The organism is Mesorhizobium temperatum, from assembly GCF_002284575.1.
Lineage (GTDB): Bacteria > Pseudomonadota > Alphaproteobacteria > Rhizobiales > Rhizobiaceae > Mesorhizobium > Mesorhizobium temperatum.
In genome coordinates, this window is sequence record NZ_NPKJ01000045.1 from 1 (window position 1) to 23,589 (window position 23,589).

17 protein-coding genes and 6 pseudogenes are annotated in these 23,589 nt (G+C 58.1%); 15 read left to right on the plus strand and 8 right to left on the minus strand.

Going from position 1 to position 23,589, the window contains the following annotated elements; translation table 11 throughout:
* Both CIT26_RS35895 and CIT26_RS14955 read right to left on the minus strand, forming a co-directional pair.
* The coding region (locus tag CIT26_RS35895; RefSeq protein ID WP_143747846.1) for an SDR family NAD(P)-dependent oxidoreductase at positions 1 to 207 on the minus strand (207 nt) is incomplete at its 3' end.
* A gap of 9 nt (positions 208 to 216) precedes the next feature.
* Entirely contained in the window at positions 217 to 978 is a 762-nt protein-coding gene (locus tag CIT26_RS14955) for an SDR family NAD(P)-dependent oxidoreductase (protein WP_095493352.1), read from the minus strand.
* Positions 979 to 1,587: 609 nt separating this feature from the next.
* Between CIT26_RS14955 and CIT26_RS14960 the strand changes: the two genes are divergently transcribed.
* The 11 genes and pseudogenes from CIT26_RS14960 (at position 1,588) to CIT26_RS15020 (ending at position 11,807) form a co-directional block, all read left to right on the plus strand.
* A complete protein-coding gene (locus CIT26_RS14960) occupies positions 1,588 to 1,947 on the plus strand; it encodes a SemiSWEET family sugar transporter (protein ID WP_095493319.1) in 360 nt (119 codons plus the stop codon).
* A 482-nt stretch (positions 1,948 to 2,429) separates the two neighbouring features.
* Positions 2,430 to 3,593: a M24 family metallopeptidase gene (locus CIT26_RS14970; protein ID WP_245319425.1), complete on the plus strand. Its 1,164-nt coding sequence runs from the start codon at positions 2,430 to 2,432 to the stop codon at positions 3,591 to 3,593.
* Between the two features lie 112 nt (positions 3,594 to 3,705).
* The gene (locus CIT26_RS14975; RefSeq protein ID WP_095493320.1) at positions 3,706 to 3,918 is read left to right on the plus strand and encodes a hypothetical protein; all 213 of its coding nucleotides are present in this window, start codon (positions 3,706 to 3,708) and stop codon (positions 3,916 to 3,918) included.
* Positions 3,919 to 3,978: 60 nt separating this feature from the next.
* Positions 3,979 to 4,170: pseudogene (locus tag CIT26_RS14980) on the plus strand (tautomerase family protein); the annotation flags it as partial.
* Between the two features lie 434 nt (positions 4,171 to 4,604).
* The gene (locus tag CIT26_RS14985; RefSeq protein WP_095493322.1) at positions 4,605 to 5,405 is read left to right on the plus strand and encodes an NAD(P)H-binding protein; all 801 of its coding nucleotides are present in this window, start codon (positions 4,605 to 4,607) and stop codon (positions 5,403 to 5,405) included.
* A 994-nt stretch (positions 5,406 to 6,399) separates the two neighbouring features.
* Positions 6,400 to 6,594 (plus strand): YhhA family cyclophane-containing RiPP, encoded by a 195-nt coding sequence (yhhA, locus tag CIT26_RS14995; RefSeq protein WP_095493324.1) that lies wholly within the window; start codon positions 6,400 to 6,402, stop codon positions 6,592 to 6,594.
* Complete coding sequence (gene yhhB / locus CIT26_RS15000; RefSeq protein WP_095493325.1) at positions 6,591 to 8,732, plus strand: cyclophane-forming radical SAM/SPASM peptide maturase YhhB; 2,142 nt, start codon at positions 6,591 to 6,593, stop codon at positions 8,730 to 8,732. Before yhhA ends, yhhB begins: the two co-directional genes overlap by 4 nt.
* The gene (locus tag CIT26_RS15005; protein WP_095493326.1) at positions 8,729 to 9,733 is read left to right on the plus strand and encodes a hypothetical protein; all 1,005 of its coding nucleotides are present in this window, start codon (positions 8,729 to 8,731) and stop codon (positions 9,731 to 9,733) included. The genes yhhB and CIT26_RS15005 overlap by 4 nt, the downstream gene beginning before the upstream one ends.
* Positions 9,723 to 10,193, plus strand: coding sequence for a GNAT family N-acetyltransferase (locus tag CIT26_RS15010; RefSeq protein ID WP_095493327.1), 471 nt, complete (start codon positions 9,723 to 9,725; stop codon positions 10,191 to 10,193). Before CIT26_RS15005 ends, CIT26_RS15010 begins: the two co-directional genes overlap by 11 nt.
* On the plus strand, positions 10,190 to 10,711 hold the full coding sequence (locus CIT26_RS15015; RefSeq protein WP_095493328.1) for a hypothetical protein: 522 nt from the start codon (positions 10,190 to 10,192) through the stop codon (positions 10,709 to 10,711). Before CIT26_RS15010 ends, CIT26_RS15015 begins: the two co-directional genes overlap by 4 nt.
* Position 10,712: 1 nt before the next feature.
* Complete coding sequence (locus CIT26_RS15020; protein WP_095493329.1) at positions 10,713 to 11,807, plus strand: glycosyltransferase family 2 protein; 1,095 nt, start codon at positions 10,713 to 10,715, stop codon at positions 11,805 to 11,807.
* A gap of 265 nt (positions 11,808 to 12,072) precedes the next feature.
* Here CIT26_RS15020 and CIT26_RS15025 read toward each other — a convergent pair whose 3' ends face one another.
* The 3 genes from CIT26_RS15025 to proX all read right to left on the minus strand — a co-directional run bounded on the left by CIT26_RS15025 (position 12,073) and on the right by proX (position 15,559).
* Positions 12,073 to 13,188, minus strand: a complete 1,116-nt coding sequence (locus CIT26_RS15025; protein ID WP_095493330.1) for a mandelate racemase/muconate lactonizing enzyme family protein — start codon at positions 13,186 to 13,188, stop codon at positions 12,073 to 12,075.
* Positions 13,189 to 13,205: 17 nt separating this feature from the next.
* Entirely contained in the window at positions 13,206 to 14,336 is a 1,131-nt protein-coding gene (locus tag CIT26_RS15030; RefSeq protein ID WP_095493331.1) for an alcohol dehydrogenase family protein, read from the minus strand.
* A gap of 251 nt (positions 14,337 to 14,587) precedes the next feature.
* The gene (gene proX / locus CIT26_RS15035) at positions 14,588 to 15,559 is read right to left on the minus strand and encodes a glycine betaine/L-proline ABC transporter substrate-binding protein ProX (protein ID WP_095493332.1); all 972 of its coding nucleotides are present in this window, start codon (positions 15,557 to 15,559) and stop codon (positions 14,588 to 14,590) included.
* A gap of 390 nt (positions 15,560 to 15,949) precedes the next feature.
* Between proX and CIT26_RS37605 the strand changes: the two are divergent.
* The 4 genes and pseudogenes from CIT26_RS37605 to CIT26_RS37610 form a co-directional block, all read left to right on the plus strand.
* Positions 15,950 to 16,193, plus strand: a pseudogene (locus tag CIT26_RS37605) (acetoacetate--CoA ligase); the annotation flags it as partial.
* 952 nt (positions 16,194 to 17,145) lie between these two features.
* The gene (locus CIT26_RS15050) at positions 17,146 to 19,014 is read left to right on the plus strand and encodes an MBL fold metallo-hydrolase (RefSeq protein ID WP_095493333.1); all 1,869 of its coding nucleotides are present in this window, start codon (positions 17,146 to 17,148) and stop codon (positions 19,012 to 19,014) included.
* Positions 19,015 to 19,082: 68 nt separating this feature from the next.
* Positions 19,083 to 19,290: pseudogene (locus CIT26_RS15055) on the plus strand (IS5/IS1182 family transposase); the annotation flags it as partial.
* Positions 19,291 to 19,327: 37 nt separating this feature from the next.
* Positions 19,328 to 19,526: pseudogene (locus tag CIT26_RS37610) on the plus strand (aldehyde dehydrogenase family protein); the annotation flags it as partial.
* A 215-nt stretch (positions 19,527 to 19,741) separates the two neighbouring features.
* Here CIT26_RS37610 and CIT26_RS15065 read toward each other — a convergent pair.
* From CIT26_RS15065 to CIT26_RS15075, 3 genes and pseudogenes are all read right to left on the minus strand, one after another.
* A pseudogene (locus CIT26_RS15065) lies at positions 19,742 to 20,270 on the minus strand (lysozyme family protein).
* Positions 20,271 to 20,283: 13 nt separating this feature from the next.
* Positions 20,284 to 20,512 (minus strand): annotated as a pseudogene (locus tag CIT26_RS15070) (nitrilase-related carbon-nitrogen hydrolase); the annotation flags it as partial.
* A 345-nt stretch (positions 20,513 to 20,857) separates the two neighbouring features.
* A complete protein-coding gene (locus CIT26_RS15075; RefSeq protein ID WP_095493334.1) occupies positions 20,858 to 23,035 on the minus strand; it encodes a CocE/NonD family hydrolase in 2,178 nt (725 codons plus the stop codon).
* Positions 23,036 to 23,589 lie beyond the last annotated feature (554 nt).

Genomic DNA, 23,589 nt, shown 5'->3' on the forward strand with positions numbered 1-23,589 from the left:
GAATGCACGAACCGACGCCTCCTTTGTGACGTCAAGAGACATAAACGTGAGCCTCTCGACGCTGCCGGAATCGGCGGAGCGATCGTCACGCAAATCGCCGACGACAACCATGGCGTCTTCATCAGCGAGCCTCTCGGCAATCGCCCGCCCTATCCCTCGATTGCCGCCGGTGACGATGGCAACTTTGCCTGAAAGCCGGTTACCCAAGAAATTCTCCTATCCTGCTGTGAAGCCGCCATCTATTGGAACAGCAACGCCCGTGATGTGCCTGGCTCCCTCGCTCGCGAGGAACAGCGTCAGACTTGCGATTTCTTTCGGCGTAGCCACGCGACCCTGGGGTATGGAATCGATGTTCCTCTGGAGGACCTCGTCCACGCTAACTGGCTTGCTATGGGCCGACACAAGCATGGGTGTATCAACGGCGCCAGGGCAGACCGCATTGATGCTGATTTGCTCTTTGGCGTGATCGAGCGCCATGGCTCGTGTCAACAGAACGACGGCGCCCTTCGACGCGCAATAGGCAGCCAGCCCGGGACAGCCAACCAACCCCACATTTGAGGCTATGTTGACAATGCTTCCGCCGCCGGTTTTCCTCATGGACTTCACCGCGGCGCGGCTGAAGTAGAAAACACCGTTGACATTGGCGTCGAATGTCTGGCGCCAATCGTCATCCGTGGTTTCGAGGGCGCTTCCACGTCGGATGATACCGGCGCTGTTGACCAAGACGCTGACCTTTCCGAACCGCTCTACGCTGGAATTAATCACGTGGTCGGCGAAGGCCGAGTCAGCCACATCGCCTAGCATCAATTCGGCCGGACAATCGAGTTTCTGAACCGACTCTAAAGCTCGTCGGCCCCGCTCTCGATCGCGGCCGACCAATACGAGTGACGCCCCTGTCGCGGCGAAGGCCTGTACGATGGCCTCCCCTATCCCCGACGTCGCGCCAGTAACGATAACCACCTTCTTGGAGTGCGTCATAGAGTGCGTCATAGTATCGATTGCCCAGTAAAAGTGATGAGGCTTGGCAGGTATCTCCGGCGGCCTGCTTAGCTAGTGATCTATGCCGGCATACGGCCTGTTCGCAAGCGTCCAAAAAGTCATGCGGTGGACAAGCTGAAGTCATGGCGCGCCTTGCGCATCGGTGGCGACCCGTGCCAGATTTTGCTCAGCAGAGATCAAGACAGATCTGGCGTTGGCGTCGGCTCCAACCGAGTTGAAGCTGATCCTAAACATGGTCATGACCCTTGGTTATCCGGCCCACCATTAATACTCATTTGAAGTTCGATCAGCCGCTGTCTAGTATTCCTGAATCGCTGCTTGGCAGGCATTGCAAGCACGATGTACTAGGGCTCAATAAAGGATAACACATCCGTTTCATCAGGCCCGGATGGCTCTGAATGCCTTGCGCCCGCGGAGGGGAACGAAGCCACGCCGACTTGAGCGGAATGTCGCAGCGGCGTTGAGCGTTTCAGATCTCGCGCGCGTGGCCGTGGGTTTACTTAAGGGCCGCCGACTAGCCTGAGCCGCTCTTGCCGCGACAACCACCCGAAAGGGTTAAACGGAAAAGCCAGTAGGCAATCTCGAACCATGGATTTGGTCACGGTTATTGGTTACCTCGCAGCTCTATGCTCGATGACCAGCTTTACCCCGCAAGTCTGGAAGATCATCAAAACCCGGGACACGAGCAGCATATCAGCACCGATGTACGCCATCTACGTGCTGGGACTTGCGTTCTGGCTGATCTTCGGAATTCTGAAGAACGAATGGCCCCTTATCATCACCAACGGTGTGTGCCTAGTGCTTTCGGCCTTCATTCTCGTCATGACGCTCCTTCCTCGCGCGAAGAAGGATGCCGTTGCGGACGCTTTCGACCCCGCCGCCTCAAGCACCGAGCGGTCGGGCGGGCAAGCTCGTCTGGCCGGTCCAGAGATAAAACGGTCGAAATGACGCGCATCGCAACCTTCAAAGTGAATGGCGTCAATGGCCGGCTTCCCGTGCTCCTGAAGTGGCCTAGTGAAACCGACTACGACATTGTCTGATTGCAGGAGCTAAAGACGTCGGAGCGGGTATCTCCGGCGGCCGTGCCTAATGATCTGGGCCTTCATACCGCCGGTTTGCAAACGTCCAAGAGGTCATGCGGCGGACAAGCTGACGTTATGGCGCGCTGGACATCGGTAACGGCCTCGTGCAGCCTTTTAGGACCATTGGACATCGTCATGACTCCTGGTTATGCGGCCGCCCACTAATACTCATTTGAAGTGCGGTGCGCCGCTGCCTATAGCTCACGACCGTAGCATTTCTGCGTGACTGATCAGCAGCATAGTCGGAACATGTACGAGGGCTCTATGACGAATTCTAAAATGAGTTCACCAGGTCCGGATGGGTTTGTACTCTATGACAACTGGAGCGACTTGCGGCAGTTTCGACCAATGCCGGATATCGACTTTAAAAGGCTCGATGGATACCGGAAAGAGCGGCTAAGAGCGGCAATGCGCCGAGCTGATGTCGCAATGTGTGTCCTGGTGAGCCCCATTACCATTCGCTATGCGGTGGACTACAATATATACCCTTTGTTTCAGTCGCATATTCCCGTCACATACCTCTTTTTGCCTCTTGATGGGCCGATCACCCTTCATCAGGGTATTGGCAACGCCTGCTCTGCAGACCGTGTAAGGCACGGAAGGCCGATTTCGTTTTTTGAAGGCGGCAACGAACTGGCGGACGGCGCGAGGCTCCTCGCCGACGACATCGTTGGGTTCCTAAGCGAAATCGGTACCACCAATCGCAAAGTGGCGGTGGAGTATGTGAACCCGAGCATAACCCAGGCTTTGCTGCAGCGCGGTCTAGAGGTAATTGATGCGGTGGACATCGTGGAAGGGGCGCGGGTCATTAAATCGGATGACGAGATAGCGTGTATTCGCTGGGCCTGCGCCGTAGCTGAGCACGGCATTGCTCGTATGCAGGAGAGCATGGGGCCAGGCGTAACGGAAGTGCAGCTTTGGGGACTTCTCAACTATACCAACCTTGCCAACCAGGGCGGCTGGCATGAGGGACGAATGTTAGCTTCCGGGCCGCGAATTAATCCGTGGCTCCAGGAAGCCACCCAACGAGTCATTGAGGAGGGAGACCTGGTGGGATTTGACACCGATATGGTGGGCCCATTTGGGTATTTCTGTGATGTTTCACGGACATTCTACTACGGAAAGAACCCGCCTAGTGCGCGCCAGCGCCAACTGTACCAACTGGCGTATGACGAATTGCAGACCAACATGAAGCTTATCCGACCAGGCGTCAGCATGAAGGATCTGCAAGCTTCAGCTTGGCCAGTGCCCGAAGAATTTCGGGAGCAAGCTTACCCCTGCGTTATACACGGAGTTGGCATGTGCGATGAATATCCGCAAGTTAAACCCTCATTCCGTGGTCCGGTAGCGTATGACGCGACACTCGAAGCAGGCATGGTAATATGTGTTGAAAGCTATATTGGCGCCGTCGGCGAACGAGACGGCGTGAAACTTGAGGAGCAATTGCTCGTTACGTCCGACGGCTACGAGTTGCTTTCAAACTATCCTTTTGACGAGCGTCTCCTGAGTTAGGACCTAGTTCGACTCCCAATTACTACGTGAGTCCACGGCCATGTAGCAAAACTCACGAAGGCAAGGCTACGCCAATGATCTACGACTGCGGCACTACGGACCGACCGAGGAAATGAAGGACAGTATTGCGTTCCAACTGAGCGACGCTTTTGTCAATGAAGGCGCGAACGTCATGTATCCGATCGACGCGATCGAGGACGCTCTCGACGTGATCATGAAAGAGCGCAATTCGCATCACAGACGGTCAAATCTCGCTTCCACCGGGCCCGGCCTTGGTTTGGAGATCGTCGAGGCAATGTTTAGCGCCCGCATTCCAGAGTTTTGAGCAAAGGGCGCTTAGAGCGCCGGCAACTGTTATCAACCTGCTCGGCAGAGAGCAACGAAGGAGCAAGCTATGCCCGTAATCCATATCGAAACGTTCAAGTCTGATGACGATAAGAAAGCACATTTGGTCGCTGAGATCACAAAGCTGTTCTGTGACAAGATGAACTTAAGGCCAGAACAAATCCATGTGGTATTCGATGAGTATGAGCCTAACAACTGGGCGACCGGCGGCAAGCTTTGGTCCAGGATGTGATGTGGCCTGCTATCTCTGCGACCTGCGGGTTAATCTATTTCCGGTGAGGAGATAATGGGCAAAGGGCGAATTCGTCTTAAAGTTTGCCCGGGACGCGGTAGTGCTGGAAAGGTCGTTCTGAATGCCTTGCGCCCACGGAGGGAACCGATGCCACGCCGACTTGGGCGGAATGAAGTGGTAACGTTCTTGCGCGTGGTGGCCGTGGTTTTACTTAATGCTGCGGACTCGCCTGAGCCGCTTCTGCCGCGACAACCGCCCGAAAGGTTAGACGGAAGACCAGGAGGCTGGCTCAGCGAAACCGACTGCGACATCGTCTGTTAGCACAAGCTGAAGACGTCGGAGCGGGTCTCCGGCGGGCCAATGAAAAATGATCTAAGCCTTCATCGATAACCTTGGAGCGCCTTGAGCACCACACATCCATGAAAGGAAGAGCCATGATCCTCATCACCGGAGCCTCGGGCCAGTTGGCATCGCAGATCGTGGCACGGGCGCGGCAGAAGGGCATTGCGATTCTCACCGGCAGCAGAGCAGTCACTGCTGACCGGCAAATAGACTTCGACAGACCTGAAACGCTTGACTTCGCCGGGGTTGAGACCATGTTGCTGACTTCGGCCGGCTCTGCCGAAGACGATAGCGTGATGCGTCGGCATGGTGCCGTTCTGGCTGCTGCCCGCGCGCAGGGGGTGAAGCACGTCGTTTATACGAGCCTCACCTATGCTAGCGATCATCTCGGCTTTGCCCTGGCTCATCGCTGGACCGAGCGCGAGCTTCGGGCAAGCCGCATGGCCTGGACCATCCTTCGCAACGGTCTCTATGCAGAACTGATTGGCGCTCTCGCCGCGCCGCGCGGCGGGGTGATTGCCACGCCATTTGGCGAGGGTCGGATTTCCGCAGTCGCAAGAGCGGATCTGGCCGAAGCGGCGCTTGCTGTGCTGGGCGATCCGGCTAGCCATGCCGGCCGCTGCTACGAGTTGTCGGGAGCTACCGCATTTTCGATCCCGGATCTCGCGCAGAAGATAGCAGCCACTTATGAGCCGAGCAGCTTTGAGGAGGAGCGCGCGCGGCTTTCGTCCCTGCCACTGTTCGCCTTCCAGCCGCCGATGCTGATGTCCATTTCGTCCGCCGCGGTCGCCGGATTCCTGGAAACACATGCAACAGATCTGACGGAGTTGGTGCCTATGCCGCTAGACGCGCTAGAGATTGCCTGCGCCGTCGCCCGACAAGCGGCACAATAGCTTCTGGTGCACCTGGAAAAGTCCAATAAGTCGTCTTTCTTGGCTCGGCTTATAAAAAAGAGGCAGTCTTGCCTAACAGGCGAATGTTAAATGGGGTCGCGTCCCGACTCTCATCTGTTTCAAGGAGTTAATCGAGTGCGGGGTAAACGGGGTAATTACCGGGTAGTCAGGCTTGAGCGGCTTACCTGCGCTGGAGCCAGATGGGAGTGTTCGACCGCATCTTCGCGGCCCTTGCGGCGAAGGGCCGGAGCCAGAGCGCATCATGATCGATGCCATCCATCTGAAAGGCCCACCGCACGGCGGCGAGCCTTTTTAAAAAGGGGATGTTCCCCGCCGTATCGGTCGCACCAAAGGCGGGCTGAACTCCAAGCTGCACACCGTCTGCGATGGCGAAGGGCGACCGCGCATCCTGCTTCTGAGCGAGGGGCAGATGAGCGACCACAAGGGCGCCAGGCTCATGCTCGACGCCTTGCCATCCGCTTCCAGCCTGCCCGGCGACAAGCTACGACCGCAACTGGTTCCGCAGGGCTCTGGCTGACAAGGGCTGTCGTTTGGCAGTTGATTGTAAGAATGCGCCGGTTTGGTTCAGACTTGGCAATTAATTGGGGTCTTCCTCAATTGGTGTGGTGATGAGAATTGTTGAGCGGCAGGATGCGTGCTCTGAGGAGCTCCGGGCCTGCTCTGCCGTACATCGCACGTTTACACCCACGAAACCAAATATATAGAGGACACAAATGGCAAGTACGCTTTTCATAGCGCGCCTACTCCGTGCTGCGAGACGACCTTGGAGTAACCGAAGGGCGTTAAGACTGGCCGCTGCCATCGTAGCGTGGATTGTTATTGTGCCGCCATCTATATTCCCCCCACACCTGCTCCCCGCTCCAGTTTCCCTCTCCACAAGTTGCTTCGCGAGCGAGCAGCTGGCTAACGGAATCCCGTAGATTCTTATAAAAGGCATGCTATTGTCGCCGCGTCTCAAAATTGGAGTGTTTCAATGACGAATTCACTACAGCAGGCAGCCACTGCCACCGTCGCAACAGCCAGCAGCGATGTCCGTAGCGCACTTCTGCGCGACAAGCCCGTCAATCCGGCGCTCCAGCGCCTGCAGGGCCGTGTTCTGTCGCAGGCCGAGCCGAGCGACGTCATCACCAGCTATGACCGGATGCATCATCGCCACAGCCGTTCATGACGGCTGGCAGGACGCCTCCCCGGATAACCTCATTCCTGGTGAAAGTCGCGTCGCGCTGCAATCTCGATTGCGACTATTGCTATGTCTATCATCATGCCGACCAGTCTTGGCGATCGATGCCGAGACTGCTCGCGGCGGACACACGAACCGCTTTTGTCACAAGATTGGGGGACTACTTGGCTGAGGCTTCGATCCCGCGTTGCACGGTGATTTTCCACGGCGGTGAGCCGCTGCTGGCCGGTGTCGAGACCCTTGTGGCGTTCGCCGACCAGATCAGGGCCGCCACGCCGTCGTTGGTGGATATCGGCCTCCAGACCAATGGCCTGTTGCTGACGGAAGAGGCTCTCCAGGCCTTTGAGGCCGCCAATATCAGCGTATCGCTGAGTCTGGACGGTCCGAAGGCCGCGAACGACAAGCACCGGACGTCGAACAAGGGTCGGTCGAGTTTCGACAAGGTTGCGGCTGCCCTCGAAAGGCTGAAAGAACACCCGACAATTTTTGCGGGGGTCATCGCGGTCATCGATCCGACAACCTCTGCTGAAGACCTGCTTGAGTTCTTCAGCCACCACCAGGTTCCCAAGCTCGACTTTTTGCTGCCCGATGCACATCACCTGCGGCAGCCTCCCGGCCGCAGCGGCCAGGAAGACCTCTATGAAACCTGGCTCTGCCGGGCCTTTGACGTCTGGCTCCACAGGTATCCGCATCTTTCAATCCGGACCTTCGAAGCCTTGCTCGATGCCGTAGCCGGTCTTCCCTCGGGCACGGATGCGTTCGGCCTAGGCGACGTGAGCCTGATTAGCATCGAGACCGACGGCAGCTACCACGACCTTGACGTTCTCAAGGTGACGCGCGACGGGGCGACGAAAATCGGCGGCGGCGTTGCCGACACCCCGATCGCGACGATCGCCGCATCCGACCGTCTGGCCGCCCACCGCGAGTTGCTCAGCAAGCCAGGTCTCAGCGTGACGTGTCAGGAGTGTGACATCGTCGATATCTGCGGCGGCGGCTCCCTCCCCCATCGTTTCGGAGAGAACGGCTTCAACAATCCCACCGTTTACTGTGGGGAAATGACCACGTTGGTCGGACATGTGCGGTCGCGGGTGCAGGACCTTCTCGGTCAAGCGGCTAAGCCCAGCGAAACTCTCGCCACCGGCTTCGACTTCGACGCCTACGAGCTCGCGGAATGCGGCTCTGATGCCATGGCCTACCTGTGCCAGTCCTCGCGCAAGGCGCTGACGGCCGAGTTCGTCAGGGCTACCGCGCAACTCGTGCCAGAGCAGAGCGAACAGGTCCGGCGCTTGGAGGCAACGGACCCCGAGAGGCTGGCTGAAATCGCCCAGCAGCCGGGGGCCGTAGCGTGGCAGCGAACGCTCTTAGCCCAAGCCGAGGGCCGCATGCTCCATACCGTCGACGGTCTGCCCCTCAAAGCCGACGGCGGTTATCTCGACCTGTTGAACGGGCGGACGCCCACAGAACTGACGTACCTCGCGGTGGCCGTGGATGATCCCTGGCTGCGCAAGCCGTTCGGTGACGCGATCTATTTTGAGGATGAGGAAGCGTCTGCGCTGGCTCGGCCGGTTGTCGAGCAGGCCTTCGACATCATCGAGCGGTGGCGCCCGGCGCTTGCCGCCGAGATCCGCCTCGCCTGCCGGGCCATTCAGTTTGTCGGGGACCCGCTGGCTCACCCGGAGAAGATCGTCTCTTTCAGCGACAATACCGTTCCGGGAGCCCTTTACGTCTCGGTGTGGCAGGGTGACCGGCTGATTGACCCCTACGATCTGGCGGACTCCCTCGTCCACGAGCACCGTCACCAGAAACTCTATCTGCTTGAGCGCCTGGCGCCGACGGTCGAGCCGACGCAGATGCGGGTGGTCTCGCCCTGGCGCGAAGATCTGCGACCCCCGTCCGGGCTCCTGCATGCCGTGTTCGTGTTCGTGGAGTTGCGGCGGTTCTGGGCTTTCGTGCTGAAGGCCGGCCCTGCCCGCCTCCATAACCGCGCCATGAAACAGTTGCGCGACACCGACGAGCATCTTGCCGAGGCCTTTGCCACCCTGTTGACGTGTCCGTTGACGGAGGCCGGACGCTCCCTCACGGGTGTCCTGCAAAAAGCCGCGGGGTTGGTGGCCGAGGCGGCGTGAGCATCTCGGGTGTTCCAAAGGATGACCTTCCAGACTCGGAAACCGAGCGGCACGCCGCGCTCCGCGACTATTTCTGCGACATCGATGGCGACGCGACGCTCAGCCACGCGGGGTGGGACATTGCGCTGCACTGGCCCGGGGGTCCTGACCGCCACGTGGATCCCCGTTTAACGGAGGGATTGGTGTGGTGGGGCGATGGCGTCACCCTGCCGACTATGGTGCACGCGCGGCGCCGGCGAGGCCGGATCCTCAGCGCGCTTTACGACACCTGGACCCTGCACAGCTGGAGCGAATGGATCCGCCGTGAGCGGGTATCCCGCGACGAGAGGCTCGTCGTCCTGCACGTCGATGATCACCGTGACCTTGGCAGCCCCCGCCTCTTTGAATCTGATGGGACATGGATCGATAGCATTACGCGAAACCCATGTCGCCTTGACCAGCCGGACACAGTCCTGGCCGCTATTGAGAGCGGCGCCATCGGGATGGGCAGTTTTATGACTCCGTTTCTGCACGGCTTTCCGGGCACCGAAGTCCGGCAGCTCTGCCAGCCGCCCAAAGCCGGTCCCACCAAAGATTTTGTCATTGAACTGACCAGTATCAGAGACACTCTAATCGATCGGCGGCGCGTCCGGCCGGCAATAAGCCTGTCCGAAAACACCGACGGAGGAAGCTGCGGTCGCTATCGTCTCACGACCAGCCCCACTGATTGGCTTGACGAACTTGGCGACCAGCGCATCCTTCTCCACATCGACATGGACTACTTCAACAACAGGTACGACGGTGACACCGACTGGCAGCACAGGGCGGTGCCGTTGGATCCCCCCAACGATCAGCTCCTTGCCAAGATCGACGAGGTCACCGACGCCCTGGCGCACGCTGTTCGCGCGGACCAGCTGGTCGATATCGTCGTTGCCTACTCGCCAGGGTTTTTCCCGGCCGAGTTTTGGGCCACGGCGACACAGCGGCTGATCCCCAGGCTGGAGCGCATCTATGAGCGTTAAAGCCCCTGCCAAGCCGAAAGCGCGACGGTTCCCCAAACGGCCAACCCCAAAGCCCAAGGTCGCTCGGCCCAGGCCCTCTCATCGTGCCGTCAACCCGGACCACGTCCTGCTCACCCGCACCAAGGGGACACCCGAACGCGGCGGCGGACCTGGCGGCGAGGCGTGGAAGATCGAAGTCGATGCCAAGCGCGCCGGCATTGTGTTCATCAACCTGATCGAGGAGCTGCCCGTCGGACGTCACGCGTCGATCCAGATCTACCTGAACAAGCCGAGCCAAGGCAGGCACATCGGCAGGATCGCTTACCGCAAGGCCTGCGAGGCGAGCTCTTACGACGTGATATACGCCCACATGCGCAAGTCGAATCTCGCGTCGCGCAGGGCGGCCGAGGAAGCGGGGTTTGAAGTGGATATGCGGGCCGGGACGAGCCAGCTGCTGATGAGATGGCACCGAAAGCCATGACGCATCGCCCGCATTGGCTGAAACCCTCGGCAGTCGTTGACTTGCGTCTCGTGGAGCTCGGCATTCGTCCGGCCTTCCGCACAGAGACAAACGCCCCTGTCAACGATGCCGACATCGGTCGATGGGCACGCAGACGGTCGCTCTACTTCTGTCGCGACGCGCAGGACTTTGTCGTTTTCGCGAAAACCCCTTTACTGGTCCGCTACATCATGACGATCGACCGGAGTCCCGGCGACCATGTCGCGCGGCTCGGGCACTGGCTCGGATACCCGGCCTGCTGTATCCGGTCGGCCAGGCGGATCACCGAATCCAATCTCGACCTCTGGTCCGAGAGGGTCGCAGCCCGCCGGCACATCGGAAACTACGCCTGCACCAAGACGGGAGGCTATCGCGCCGGCCGGGCGATGATCAGCCATATCCCTTGTTCGCCGCATTGCCGGGCTTCGCTGGTCATGGCAACCAAGGTCAGCGAACGCCACCGGACGGTTTCAGCGCGGCCGTGGGCGGCGCGGAATTAGGATGCACACCGCCGTCGCCATCCCGTGCCTCAACGAGGCGGCAACGCTGGCAGACGTCTGTGTCTCCCTTGGCTACGGCAACCCGACACGGGCGCCGCCACCCGATACGACGCTGATCCTGGTCGACAACGGGTCGACGGATGAGACGGTTTCGGTCATGGAGGCCATCCATCGAAACCACCCCAGCGCCGTTATTTTGGGAGCGGAACCGGACCGCGGCTATATCCCCCCTCGCCACCGGGGTGCCCTTCTCGCCAAGGAGATGGCCGATACCCGAGGGATTCCGGCGGACGCGCTCCTGATCCTGCAGGCCGACGCCGACACGCTCTACGACCAGAATTATCTGAAGGCGATGAAAACCGCCGCTGCATCGGCTCCAGGAAGTATCATCGAGGGTGTCGCTCACGAAGATTTCTCTTTCGAGGCCGCACATGTTGGTTACGAGACCCGGTGCACCGCCGCCGACGCAGTGATTGCCGGTCTCTTGGTGCCCGAAGCCGAAGAAGTCATCCTCGACGACAAGGTGGCCGGCTACAGGCTCAGCGACTATTTGCGCTGGGGCGGACTTCAGCGGGAATTCGACCGGAACGGCGAGGAGATCCACGCCGAAACGTCCCGGCTTTACATCCGCGCGAAAACCTCGGGTGCCGGACGTGTGCGGGCCGGACAGGCCATCGCTTATCCCTCGCGGCGCAAACTGGAGGCGGATCCCCTCGCCTACTTCGCCACTGCCGGGTTTCCCCGGGAAAGCAGATGGCGACAGCGTTGGACTTTAATGCATCCCCGGGTTCTGTCCCTTGATGACTTCGAACGCCCGGACAGCGAACGCGTCATCGAAGGCGCGGCGTTTGTCCGACAAATCCATACACTGGTCCTGTTTGCTCTGCTGCCAATCCACGTGCAAGTGGCATTAGGCACGCGCGCAAGGCCGCCGGCAGGCTCACCGCTTGCGGCCCTGCTCCACGCGGTCGAGGTGAACCTGAACATCGTCAGGACCCGGCCGGGCAAGATTTTTGAGGCCTTTTTCCAGCTGGCCGACGAAGAGCCCCAGCTCTTCGTCGACTGTGTTCACGCTGTTCACGCCGCTGCCTCTTAGGCGGCACAGGGCTCCAGAGACACTGCCGGTCGCGCGTCGGCCTGCCGTCGCTCCAGAGCTGCTTCAGCAGCGGCTCGCGTGACCGCAAGACGAACCCGGTCGCCGTCCAGACAATCAGCAGCTGCTGGTCGGCCGTCGCCGCAATGTCTTTGGGTCGCACAGACCGGCTGCGACCACCGCCGATAATCGCCCCGGCTCAACGTTGTGTCGGCTTGGCGGGCGTCGTCAGCAAACCATGTAGACTTCTGCGTCTTCCGCATTAGTGTCAGTGGTAGCTGGCGACCGGTCCTCCCAGAACGTCCAGCCTAGGCATTATGCCTAATCCCGGCGTGTTCGGCGCAACGACGCGGCCCTCGATGACCTCAAATTCGCCGTCGGCGGTCTGACGCGAGACGAGTTTTCGGCAATCAAACACGCACCGCAAGTACCGTTCCGGGAAGGTCTGGCCCAAATGTACAGTTGCAGCGAACGCAATCTCCGATCCAACTGTATCCATGACACTCACTGTGTAGCCCGCAGCAACGCCGATATCACGGTGTCGTCGCCCTTTTGTCAGACCGCCATTTTTGGAAATCTTGATCCCAAATCCCTCTGCGGCATCGTCGGCAACTAACTGAAGGATTGACGCGTCACTAATTGCTAGTTCATCGAAAATAATAGGAACGTCGGAGCGACGGCGCAGCGAGAGACACTCGCGCCAAGTGGCACAGGGTTGTTCGAGGACGAAATCAAGGCCATTCGGCAACAGCCGTAGCATGCGAAGGGCCGTCTCGACCGTCATCCCACCGTTCGCATCGACGATGAAGTACTCGCCGGGTCTTTTGTCTGCGAGTGAAGCAGCAATCCGAGCCGCGTCGTCAGCAGGTTCGCCGCCAATTTTAACCGAATGGCCGATATAGCCCATCGCCCTATGCTCTGCGACACGCCTGCGCATGTCCTCAGGTTCGTCCATGTAGATTCCTGAAATGACCGGCATTTTGACGTCTGTACCGCCTCCCAATAGCTCGCATACCGGCAGGCCAACAGATTTGCCGAACAGATCCCAGCAAGCGACATCGAGCGCTGTCTTGGCATGCTCATGGCCGACGAGAGCTGTGTCCATCGCATCGTTGATACGATCAACGCGTCTCGGGTCCAGGCCAATCAGCTGCGGCGCAATCTCGGCGATACCAGATCGAACACCTAGCGCATGAGCCGCGACGTAATTTGGACCGAATGGCGTGCTTTCACCCCATCCTTCAAGCCCGGTTTGCGTTGTTATGCGCACAATCGTGGCGTCGAAGGTCCTGTACTCGCGGCCGCCCGATAATCGGTAGACACCACCCGAGTAGGGCAAGTCCACCTGAAAGACATCAATTCGCGCAATCTTCAGTCCGGACATCTGTCACGTCTCTTTCTCTATTCAGGAATGACGAGTACGAGTTTCCCACTGATAGTCTTCGACAGAAACTCTTGCTGAGCTTTCACGATGTCCTTCAGCGGGTAGGTTTTGCCTACGAAGGGGCGAATCTCGTTCCTTTCGATGTACGACACAAGGTTCTCGAAAACGACTTCGTCATACAATGTGCAACCAAAGAAGGTGAGATCCTTCAAATACAGGGTACGGACATCGAGTTCGACAATGGGACCCGCGATGGCCCCGGCGACAGCGTATCGTCCGCCTTTCTTTAAGACGTCGAGGAGATCGGCAAAAGCGGGGCCGGCAGCGACGTCGATGACAACATCGACGGCCTCTTTGCCGAGGTGTTTGACTAAACTTTCCCCGCGCACCACTACCCGGTCGGCGCCCAGATCCCGGATTTGCTCGGCCTTGCTCAAGCCTGCTACTGCAGTCACAACAGCTCCCCGCCGTTTCGCCAGTTGGACTGCAGCGGATCCGACCCCACCAGATGCGCCGGTGATGACGACATGTTCACCTTGCTTCACTACGGCACGATGCAGCATGCCCTCAGCTGTTGAATAGGAGCATGGCACTGAAGCGAGTTCGACGTCGCTCCAATCGCAATTGACCGGATGGGTCTCGCGTGATGGGGCTTTCGCATACTGAGCGAAAGCCCCATCGCACTCCGAGCCAAAAGCCCAGTGTTCCATCGGCCGGTAGTCGACATAAGAGCGAAGCATGTTTCGAACAATGACGCGTTCGCCAATACGGCCCAAGTCCACGCCCTCTCCGACGGCGACAATACGACCGCAACAGTCAATACCCTGAATTCGCGGGAAGGACATCGGAACGCCAGACCATGTTGCGTCGGCGTCCTGCGAAGTTGCAAAGCCTTGCGTTGCACCCTCCTGGGTGCCGCTTTTCACGCCCTTCGAATACCAACCGATCCGCGTGTTGATATCAGTATTGTTGATCCCCGCGGCAGCAACCTTGATCAGAACTTCACCCGGTCCCGGCATCGGAACGGGGATGTCATCACGATACACAAGCTTGTCGAAACCGCCATGCCCTACGAGAAGCACCCCAGTCATCACTTCTGGAATTAAGGCGAGTGAGCCGATCGAGGATCTCGCGGATTCACTGTTCATTCCCGCAACTATCCTTTCATGAATTACTTTGTTGTTGGTGGTATAAACGACGCTAGCGAGAGGGGTGCAACAAAACAACCACACAAAAAAATTATGTACCGCAGGACTAAATGTTATCAGACGGATGGCCAGCTAATACCTGCTGGGTGCAATAGCGCTGCCGATTGCACCGGCAGCGCCTGTCAGATGACGGCTTGGTTCTCAATCAATTCCATAATCCACCGGCGACTTGTTCGGGGGCGTGAATCTTTCTACTGCGCTGCCTTGGCTTGGCGGATCCAGTCGTCCCACTTCGCCTTATTGTTAGAGAGCCATTCCGACGCGTGCTGTTTGATCTGATCGTTGGATTTCTCGCCGTTGTGGATCCGCAAAGCTTCCGCATTCAGGTCGTCGAGAGGAATTGTTAGCAGCTCGAAGAATTTTTTCGCGGATGGATTCTCATTGACGAATTTCGTCGGCGCGGCAATCCCAAGGTCGATCTTTGAAAATCCAACATTTCCCACGCCGGGAATCTCGGTGCTCGCAGTCTGGCCGTCGGGTAAATCCGTCTTTTTTACGTTAAGCCACACAACATCCCTGCCAGGCTGCAACACACTTGACAGCCAGAACGGCGTCCAAGTGTAATAAAGTGTCGGCTCGCCTTCTTTGATGCGCTGGACTGCATCGGGTATGATTGCAAAATAACCACCCTGCTTATGTTCAACAGTATCGCGCAACCCATACGCGTCAAGATGGTGTTCAATAACGCGCTCGCAGCCCCAGCCCGGATCGCACCCATAGATGTCCGCCTTGCCGTCGCCATCAATATCGAACAGCTTCGCTTTCTCTGGATCCTTTAGATCCTCCAAATACTTGATCCCGGTCGCCTCAGCAGTCTTCTTGTCAATCAAATACCCCTGAACGGCGTCTTTGGCGTATGGTCCGAGGGTGGTTATAACATCTGCGCCGCCGTTTTCCTTTATGAATGCGTTATGTAGCGGGTTGGCATAGGCTGCAAAAAACGTAGCGTCTCCTTGTTTGATGGCAACGTATGCCACCTCGATATTTAGTTGAACGGGATCAGCAACGTCATACCCGAGCTCCCGTAGGCCCTCATCGACAATATAGGTCTGCATGAGTTCCTCGCTGCCGCCAGACCACGCTGGTATGACCTGCTCACCCGCGAAAGCGGTCGACGAGATAAAAATTGAACTCAGCAAGATAGTGCGCAAGAGCGATTTCACGGTTTATACTCCCATTTTCCGTGCTTGACCTGCAAAGTTTGGCCATTTCCCACCTGAACCTAAGGCGGCGTATGCCGTACTTCAAATGAGTATTTATTGGTTCGGCGCATAATCAGAAGTCATGACTACGCAGAGGAATTCGTTCTCCCACCTCGCTAGCACTGCCGGAGCCTCCCAAGGAAACGCCTCGGCTAACTCCACTTAGGGTTGGCGAAGCCGGCACTAGCCACCCAGCGTCCCAGGGCCGTCATGACTTTTGTTTGCCCCTCATGATTCTCGCTTATTTGGACCCTCATTTCGAGGCGGTCAGCGGGTTCTGAAGTGAGGGGAGCGTCCTGGTCGGCGGAAAGGTTTTCAACGGTAGCTCTGCATCGGCCAGGATTTTTGGCGCGGCTGGCCGCCGGCATGAGCCTGGACGAAGACCTGGAAAAGCGCATCCGTGCCAGGATCCGCACCGGCGCCAGCCCCCGCCATGTGCCTGCGAAGATCGTCGCGGTGACCTACATTCCGCGCACGAAGTCGGGCAAGATCACCGAGTTCGCCGTGCGACGTCGTGCATGGCCGCGCCGTCAAGAACAAGCAGGCGCTAGACAACCCCGAGGCACTGGAGCTGTTCAGGAACCTGCCTCAAGTTGCGGGAGAAGATCTGGATCGGCGCCCGTGTGATCAAGCGCTATCATCCTCCAGAGCCGCCCGTCGCGCGGGTACTGCCCATCCCGGCGTGGCCGAGACGGACAAGGAACGCTTGCGGGCTATACTGGAACTGCGGATCCGGGTGATGCTGTTTGCCGGGATTCGTGCGGCATAGGAAGACCTTAGAAGGCGGCTCGGTCGTCTGAACGCAAAGCCCGAGGCACCTGTCGCCATCGATCTTCAGCGCTTCGCCGCGAGCGGCCTGGCAGGCTGGGGAGACACGCCTCACGCATCGAAGGCCGTATCGGCGGACCAAACCCTATCCGAAGAAGCCGAGTATGCTGGAGCCGTACGAGACCCGGATTCGGGCATGGCTTGAGGCCGAGCCGACACTCTCGGCAGTCACGGTGGTGCAGCGCCTCACGGGTGCCGATCCGTCCCGCCTTCACAAAGAAAAGAAGAGCCTGAGGACAGTTGCAACCCCCTGTGAAGGAATGGCGCGCGCAAACGGCGGAGCGGATCATCCTCGACGGCGACTGGATTAATAGCGCGGGTCATGTTGGCACCACAACGCTCGGCAACATTCTCCGGTGAGGCAATAGGGGGCTCAATTTCTCGTTTCGCCTGACACCTGCACGCGACAACCGCGCTGACTGCTCGCTCAGAGATAGATTCGTTTGGTTGCGACATCGCCCGCGGTTTCGGCGGCGCTCAGGCGGCATTCCGGACGAATAACCGTGATTCATCAACACAGAGGGCACGCACAGGCACTGCGCCGGCTCACTACCATGCCGGGCATATATGCAGGAAACCCTCGCCCACGCCCAAATAAAGTCATTCGGCAGATCACTTTTTTGCATGACTGCCGACGCTATAGGCTATGCTATCTATAGTAATTAAGCGGCCAGCAGAGGCTGTTTCGTCACTATCGGCGCCCCCTTGAGAAAAGTAACTTGTCTCTAACCCAGCTTTCCGAACACCTTTGGGCATTTCGAGATACCTGTAACGTTTACATTCTGAAAAGTGGCGCAGAGTGCCTGCTGATCGATGCAGGATCCGGGGCTGTTTTGCAGCATCTTCACACAATCGGCATCGATCGAGTCGACTGGGTTATACATACCCATCATCACAGGGATCAGTGTTGGGGAACGCCTCTCATTCAGAGCACAGGGGCACAAATTGCTGTGCCGGAATATGAACGTCACCTATTTGACAATGTCGAGGCCTATTGGCAGGCTCGACGCATCTATGACAACTACAACGACAGCAACACTTTTTTCTCGCTTGGGGAAAATATTACAGTCGATGCTGTACTCCGAGACTACGAAACTTTTGTCTGGAACGATTACAGACTCCGAGTACTGCCGGCTAAGGGTCATACCTACGGCATGGTCGGCCTGATCGCAGACGTGGATGGCGAGAAAGTTGCCTTCACAGGCGATCTGATGGCAAGAGGCGGAAGGGTCTACCAACTTCATGCGATGGAGTATGGCTATGGCGATCTCCTTGGTATCGAATTTACAATGCAATCGATCCTCGCTTTAAAAAAGGAAAACGTGCAGAAAGCCTTTCCGTCGCATGGGAAACTCATCAGTGAGGTAAAGGCCGATATTGAAAAGCTTGAATCGCGGCTCGAAACAGTTTCCGGTATAGGTCGGCTTTACACATCGGGTTTAGACAGCAAATTCAGCGAAAATCAGACTATTCGTGAGAGCAAGCTACAGCCGATATCCGAACATCTGCTGTGGGCTGGGCCGTATACCTGTTCAAACTTTTACATTGTGCTGAGTGGAGCTGGCCACGCAATGCTGATTGACTATGGGTTGGCATCACTTGGGCAGCTCCATTGGGGCGCAGATTCCGATGGCGTGCAGGCACTGCGGTTCGTTGAACATCATATCGATCAGCTGCGCGAAGATTATGAAGTCCGCAATATCGAACTCGTGATTCCCACGCATGTTCATGACGACCATGTGTGCGGAATACCATTCCTCCAGCAACATTTCGGCACGAAGTGCTGGGCTCTCGATGGTGTTGCTGACGTCATTAGCGACCCCGCTGCGTGGGCAAGTACGCCATGCTGCTTCCACAAACCTATCGCAGTGGAGCGTGTTCTGCGTGATGGAGAAGCATTCCAATGGAGAGGGTTCGACTTTGAGGTTCATCACGCCCCAGGTCAAACCGAGTACCACGCCTTAATTTTGGGCATCATCGACGGCAAACGGGTCGCTTTTGGGGGAGACAATCTGTTCCTTTTCAACCCTGGGGCCGGAGGAATTGAGCGCGAGATTGCCTTCCAGACTACAGTCATGCGCAACAGCTTTCAATTGGACATGCATCGCCGCTGCGCCAATCTGCTACGAACGTCGAAGTTTGATCTACTATGCCCAGGCCACGGGGAGTTGATTACCATGGATCAGCGGAGAATTGACGAGTACACCGATTACATTGAACGTAAGGAAGCAGCCTTCCGCGACATAGTAGATGAACCCGCAGATCATTTCATTGATTTGTTTTGGACACGAATGCTGCCGTATCTGTCGGAGGCCAGACCAAACAGCAAGTTGAATTTCAAGTTGAAGATTCGTAACAATTTAGAACGCGCTGCCGTGTACAGCGCTCGCCTACTAATGGCGTATGGTTGGACATCGGATGGCGACGTTGAAAGCATCACACTTCAACCAGGCGAACGAGGCGAGATAATACTGGGGGCTACTTCGCCATCTAAGGTCGACCCGCGACGAAGACTTGTGACCGCGGAAATTCTGATCGATGGAGTATCGCAGGGTCCTGTCTGCGAAGCGCTCGTGTCCACCTACTAAATTAGTGCCTGCCGCTAGCGACAGACCATCGGACGGGCCTGCTATCGAACCACATGCCAGGAGCCTTCGACGGGCGCACCATCCCGCACAGCGGCTATATGCTACCAGTCAGCGTATTCGCAAGCGCATTGAAGAGGCGGTCGGCCGGATCAAGACCGTCGCCGGTCTGCACCAAACCAAGTTCCGCCGCCGGGCCCGCATCGGATGGGCTTCACCTTCGCTGCCGCCGCCTACAATCTAGTGGGGCTGCCGAAGCTCATTGCTGGGACCAGCTGACATGGCCAAGGTTCCGGCCATCACCAAGGCCTTGGTGATGGCCGCCTACTTCTATGGCTCCAATCTCAACCGCCTCTGTCGCGTCGCCGAAGGTTTGGAATATGGCATGGTCGGTATCAATACAGGTCGCATCTCCCCGGAAGCGGCCGCTATTTGGGGGAATGAAGCAGTCCGGCATCGGGCGCGAGGGTTCCCGCCATGGCCTCGAGGACTGTCTCGACATGGGCGGCATCTGAAGGGACGCCCGGGCCAATGTGCAGCCCTTTAAAGGATCGTCGGCGGTCCCTATGTGAGGAGCCATGGGGTGGTCGATGATATCAGAAGGCGTCGGTGAGCTCGGCAGTGGTGCTGAACGCTGGTGACCCAATCGGATTCCCGACAAGCATTGAACCTGCGACTTGGATGTTGACTCAATCGTTCTTCGCCTGCGCGCTGCCGATGCCAGAAAGATCTATACGAATGCCTGCCCTCGTTGGGATCTTTCGGTTCTGAACGCGGCCCAGATGGTTATCTTACAGCCGGGTGGCCTTTTTGCTTCTGCTGTGCGGCCGGCAAGGCGAGTTCTACGTCGCCCGGATCCGGTTAAGACCCCCCGAAGTACCCTCTCCTCTGTCGCATCGTCGAAGGCCTCATCGACGGCGTTGCCGTGCCATTCGGGGACGATGCGGTAGCCCTTGGAAAAGAGCTTCGTGCCGAATTGGATATTTGGACAGCCATCGACCAGGTCGCCGTCCTCCCTCGCATTGGTGATGCCGAGCCCACAGTGAGCCCGACGCGTATCACTGCGTCGCCAACGTACTGGCGGACACGGGTAATCGCTTCGTACGGCGTGCCCGCTCGAGGAACGAGCACCAGCCGATCCCCCGATCTCCCGTGACGGCCAGCGGATCGGGCGAGCCCGCCTCGGCGATGAATTTCTCCACGATCGTCGGGCCCAGCCCGGGATCTACGCATTCCCGCATGAGGGCAGCGTCGACCATTGGGGAACTCCGTTTATTGGTTGAAGGCGGTGACGAGCGGCATCGCCGAAGAGCCGCGCCCATGCGATCATGCTTGCGTTCTGGATTGCAATGACGTTGGTGCCGTCAGTCCACCAGCCATTGCCGGTAGCGACGGCAGGCTCATGGAGCATCGACTGCAGAATTGGCCAGACAATCAGCTGCTCGTAGAAGTCTCCGAGACTGACCAGAGGATTGGCGAACAAACGCGCCCGTGCGCCTCCCTCTGTTCAATCAAGCGGCGTCAGGGTTTCCAGTCGGTCGGCTCATCGCAGCATTTCGAGTCTATCTTCTCCGCCGTCCAAAACCTCTTCGTCCCATCCCAGATCAGCCGCTCCGCAGCACAAATTCTAACCCATCGACGCCAGGCCACGGCCGCGTGGGAAGCCGTGAGTGCACGGGCTGACTGAAAAGCGCGGTGTCGGCCTCACGCGGCCACACTTCAAACAACGTGACGACGCCGCGGCGCGAGCTCCGGGCGATCAGACGGATCTGACCACCGGGATCGTCCGTCGCTTCAAAGACGATCCGTCACTTTCGGCGCTTCTCCCCCATCCAAGATCTGGATATCAGACTAGCATGCGTGGGATCGTTCGATTCCAAGTCTTGGCGAAGACTTCGGTATCGTGTTCGAAGGCCTTGATCTGACCCACGAACAAAAAATTGTCTTTGGTCGAGCTAAAACATAGGCGACCCTCGATGCGGCAGTCCCAATCGCCGCGTTTGTAGGCCTTGACGTATTGTGCGTCGCTCTTGGCGCTGGTGGGCTCGTGATCAAGTATTTCCTTGACCTCGCTTTCTGTCAACGACAACTCGGTGCCGATCGCATCAATCCTGTATCGCCCGGTGCCATAGGCGTTGCGTATTGTAAGTTTGCCCGTTGCGGCATCCCATTCAGAATCTCTGGTTGGCTTCGGCGCTTCTTGTAAAATGGTTCGTCCGGAGGTCGGTTCTGGAACAAAGGCCGGGCCGAAAGGTTTCAATTCTCTGTCCTCCGCCCTTGGCGGTCGTACCGGCAGCTCGAGCTCGGACCGACCGGCGTAGAGCGTCAGGGTCACGGGCTCTGGTGACGGCCAGTATGCCGGCCAATGTGAAGTCGCCACGGTAACACGAATGCGTTTGCCCGCTTCGAAAACATGGGCGCAGTCCTGCAGTGCTAAACTGATGCGATAGCGTTTGCGGGGCTCCAGCGGTTGAGGAAACTCGTCACTGTCTCGGTGGGTCAGATTCAACACATTATAAGCGACTCGCTTTGAACGGCCGTCCGGATCGACTTCATTGAGTGTAACGGCCAGGAACGCAACCGGCTTGTCGACCGCCAGATCGAGGGTGACTACCGGCCCGCCGAGTATCTCGAAACCGCCCTTGAGCGGCTCGGAATCGAATGTCAGTGAGCGAGCGTCATCAATTCGCTGATCGGTCGGGGCTTCCTCGGCGCTTCTCAACCACCATCCAGGCGCCGTTATGCCGACCGTCTGCAAAGGCTTGAGAACACGTGCCGTTTCATCACCGGCATTGTTCTCCAGCCCGTCTTTGGTGAGATAGAGTTTGCGTGGCCTGATGCGCGATGAAGGCCAGCTATCCTCGGCCACCCACCGGCCGGGAATCTCCCACCGGCCGGAAGTCTGGTGTATGCCGCGCATTGCCGGCTCTTGCTGCATCCAGACCCGGTACATCGGCTCGTCCATTATGCCGGTATCGATATCCTTGAGCCAGTGATCCCACCAGCGCAGCGACTCGGCGAGCCAATCTATCGCCGGACCCGGACCCGGACCGCCATCGTTCGGATATTGGTGGCCCCAGGGGCCGACAAGTCCCTTGCGCGGACATTTGAGGTTGGCGAGCATGCGCGGAACCGTACGGCGATACGCATCGTACCAGCCAGTCACCGCGTAGACGGGGCATTGAATGGAACCATAGTCTTCGCTGATCGACCCCTGCTTCCAGAAAGCATCGCGGTGTTGGTGGGTAAGCCAGTTCGCGGTATAAAAGTCCAGGTTATTGAGACGCTCCATCCACATGTCGCGCCAGCGGTCCCCAACGATTGCCGGATCGGGAGGACTTGCACAAGAAGCGGGGTAACGGAGACCCCATGCAATCCCGAACGCGTCCTCCATGATCATACCACCGGTGTAAGGCGTATCATCAGCATAACGATCGTCAGTCGAGCAAACCGTGATGATCGCCTTGAGTTCAGGCGGACGGCGGGCAGCCACCTGCAGTGCGCTGAACCCACCCCAGGAGATCCCAAACATACCGACCTTGCCCGTACACCAGGGCTGCTGGGCCAGCCACGCGATGATCTCGACGCCGTCGTCCTGCTCCTGTTTAACCCACTCGTCCATCGGCAGGCCCTCGGAATCCCCAGACCCGCGAATGTCCGGCCGCACACAAGCATATCCAAAAGAGGCCAAGTAGGGGTGGAAGGTTTCTTCATGGAGGCGCCTGCTGTCGCGCTTGCGGTAGGGGATATATTCCATAAGCACTGGCACCGGATTATGCTCGGCATCCTCCGGCAGCCACACGCGCGCCGCAATCTTGGTACCATCGGACATCGGAATCCAAATGTTTTCGATTTCACGCACTGTGCGTGGACCTGTTCGCGCCTTGGCCGATGAGGTTTGGGCGCTGACCGCCGTGGCGGCAGATGCGCTGGCACTAACGCTGGCAGGAAGCGCCGCGTCCACGTCCTTGAGGATCGCGCGTCGAGCTACCGAGATACTATCGGTTTCCTTGTTATTGCTCATTCAAACCTCCCTCCGCCCAGGCCCCGCACAATCGGGCCGGCGATACAGCTGGCGTCTACGTCCTCTCCGACGGCGACGATACGACCACAACAGTCAGAGCCCCGAATTCGCGGAAAGCACATCGAGACTCCGGACCAGGCTGCGTCGGCGTCCTGCGATGTTTCGAGGCCTTGCACCTCCTCGGTGTCACTTTTCACGCTTTTCGAATACCAACCGATCCGCGTGCTGATGTCAGTGTTGTTTGATTTCCGCAGCAGCGACACGGATCAGAACTTCACCCGGCCTAGGGTCGGAACGGGGATGCCATCAGGATACTCAAGCTTATCGAAACCGCCATGTCCTACGAGCAGCACACCAGTCATCACTTCTGGAATTACGGCGAGTGAGCCGATCGAGGATCTCGCGAATTCACTGTTCATCCCCGCGACTATCCTTCATGAAATACTTCGCCAGTTTGGTAGTAAAGGTGACACTAGCGAGAGGGGTGTAACAAAACAACCCGACAAAAAGTTATGTATCGCAGGACTAAATGTTATTAGACAGAAGGCCAGTTG

Excerpts from the sequence above, each read along its gene's own strand:
- CIT26_RS14960 (WP_095493319.1), top strand. The coding sequence starts at position 1,588 with ATGGATTTGGTCACGGTTATTGGTTACCTCGCAGCTCTATGCTCGATG.
- yhhB (WP_095493325.1), top strand. The coding sequence starts at position 6,591 with ATGACGGCTGGCAGGACGCCTCCCCGGATAACCTCATTCCTGGTGAAA.
- CIT26_RS15010 (WP_095493327.1), top strand. The coding sequence starts at position 9,723 with ATGAGCGTTAAAGCCCCTGCCAAGCCGAAAGCGCGACGGTTCCCCAAA.
- CIT26_RS14985 (WP_095493322.1), top strand. The coding sequence starts at position 4,605 with ATGATCCTCATCACCGGAGCCTCGGGCCAGTTGGCATCGCAGATCGTG.
- CIT26_RS14955 (WP_095493352.1), bottom strand. The coding sequence starts at position 978 with ATGACGCACTCCAAGAAGGTGGTTATCGTTACTGGCGCGACGTCGGGG.
- CIT26_RS15075 (WP_095493334.1), bottom strand. The coding sequence starts at position 23,035 with ATGAGCAATAACAAGGAAACCGATAGTATCTCGGTAGCTCGACGCGCG.
- CIT26_RS15025 (WP_095493330.1), bottom strand. The coding sequence starts at position 13,188 with ATGTCCGGACTGAAGATTGCGCGAATTGATGTCTTTCAGGTGGACTTG.
- CIT26_RS15020 (WP_095493329.1), top strand. The coding sequence starts at position 10,713 with ATGCACACCGCCGTCGCCATCCCGTGCCTCAACGAGGCGGCAACGCTG.
- yhhA (WP_095493324.1), top strand. The coding sequence starts at position 6,400 with ATGACGAATTCACTACAGCAGGCAGCCACTGCCACCGTCGCAACAGCC.
- CIT26_RS14975 (WP_095493320.1), top strand. The coding sequence starts at position 3,706 with ATGAAGGACAGTATTGCGTTCCAACTGAGCGACGCTTTTGTCAATGAA.
- CIT26_RS15030 (WP_095493331.1), bottom strand. The coding sequence starts at position 14,336 with ATGAACAGTGAATCCGCGAGATCCTCGATCGGCTCACTCGCCTTAATT.
- CIT26_RS14970 (WP_245319425.1), top strand. The coding sequence starts at position 2,430 with ATGCCGGATATCGACTTTAAAAGGCTCGATGGATACCGGAAAGAGCGG.
- CIT26_RS15015 (WP_095493328.1), top strand. The coding sequence starts at position 10,190 with ATGACGCATCGCCCGCATTGGCTGAAACCCTCGGCAGTCGTTGACTTG.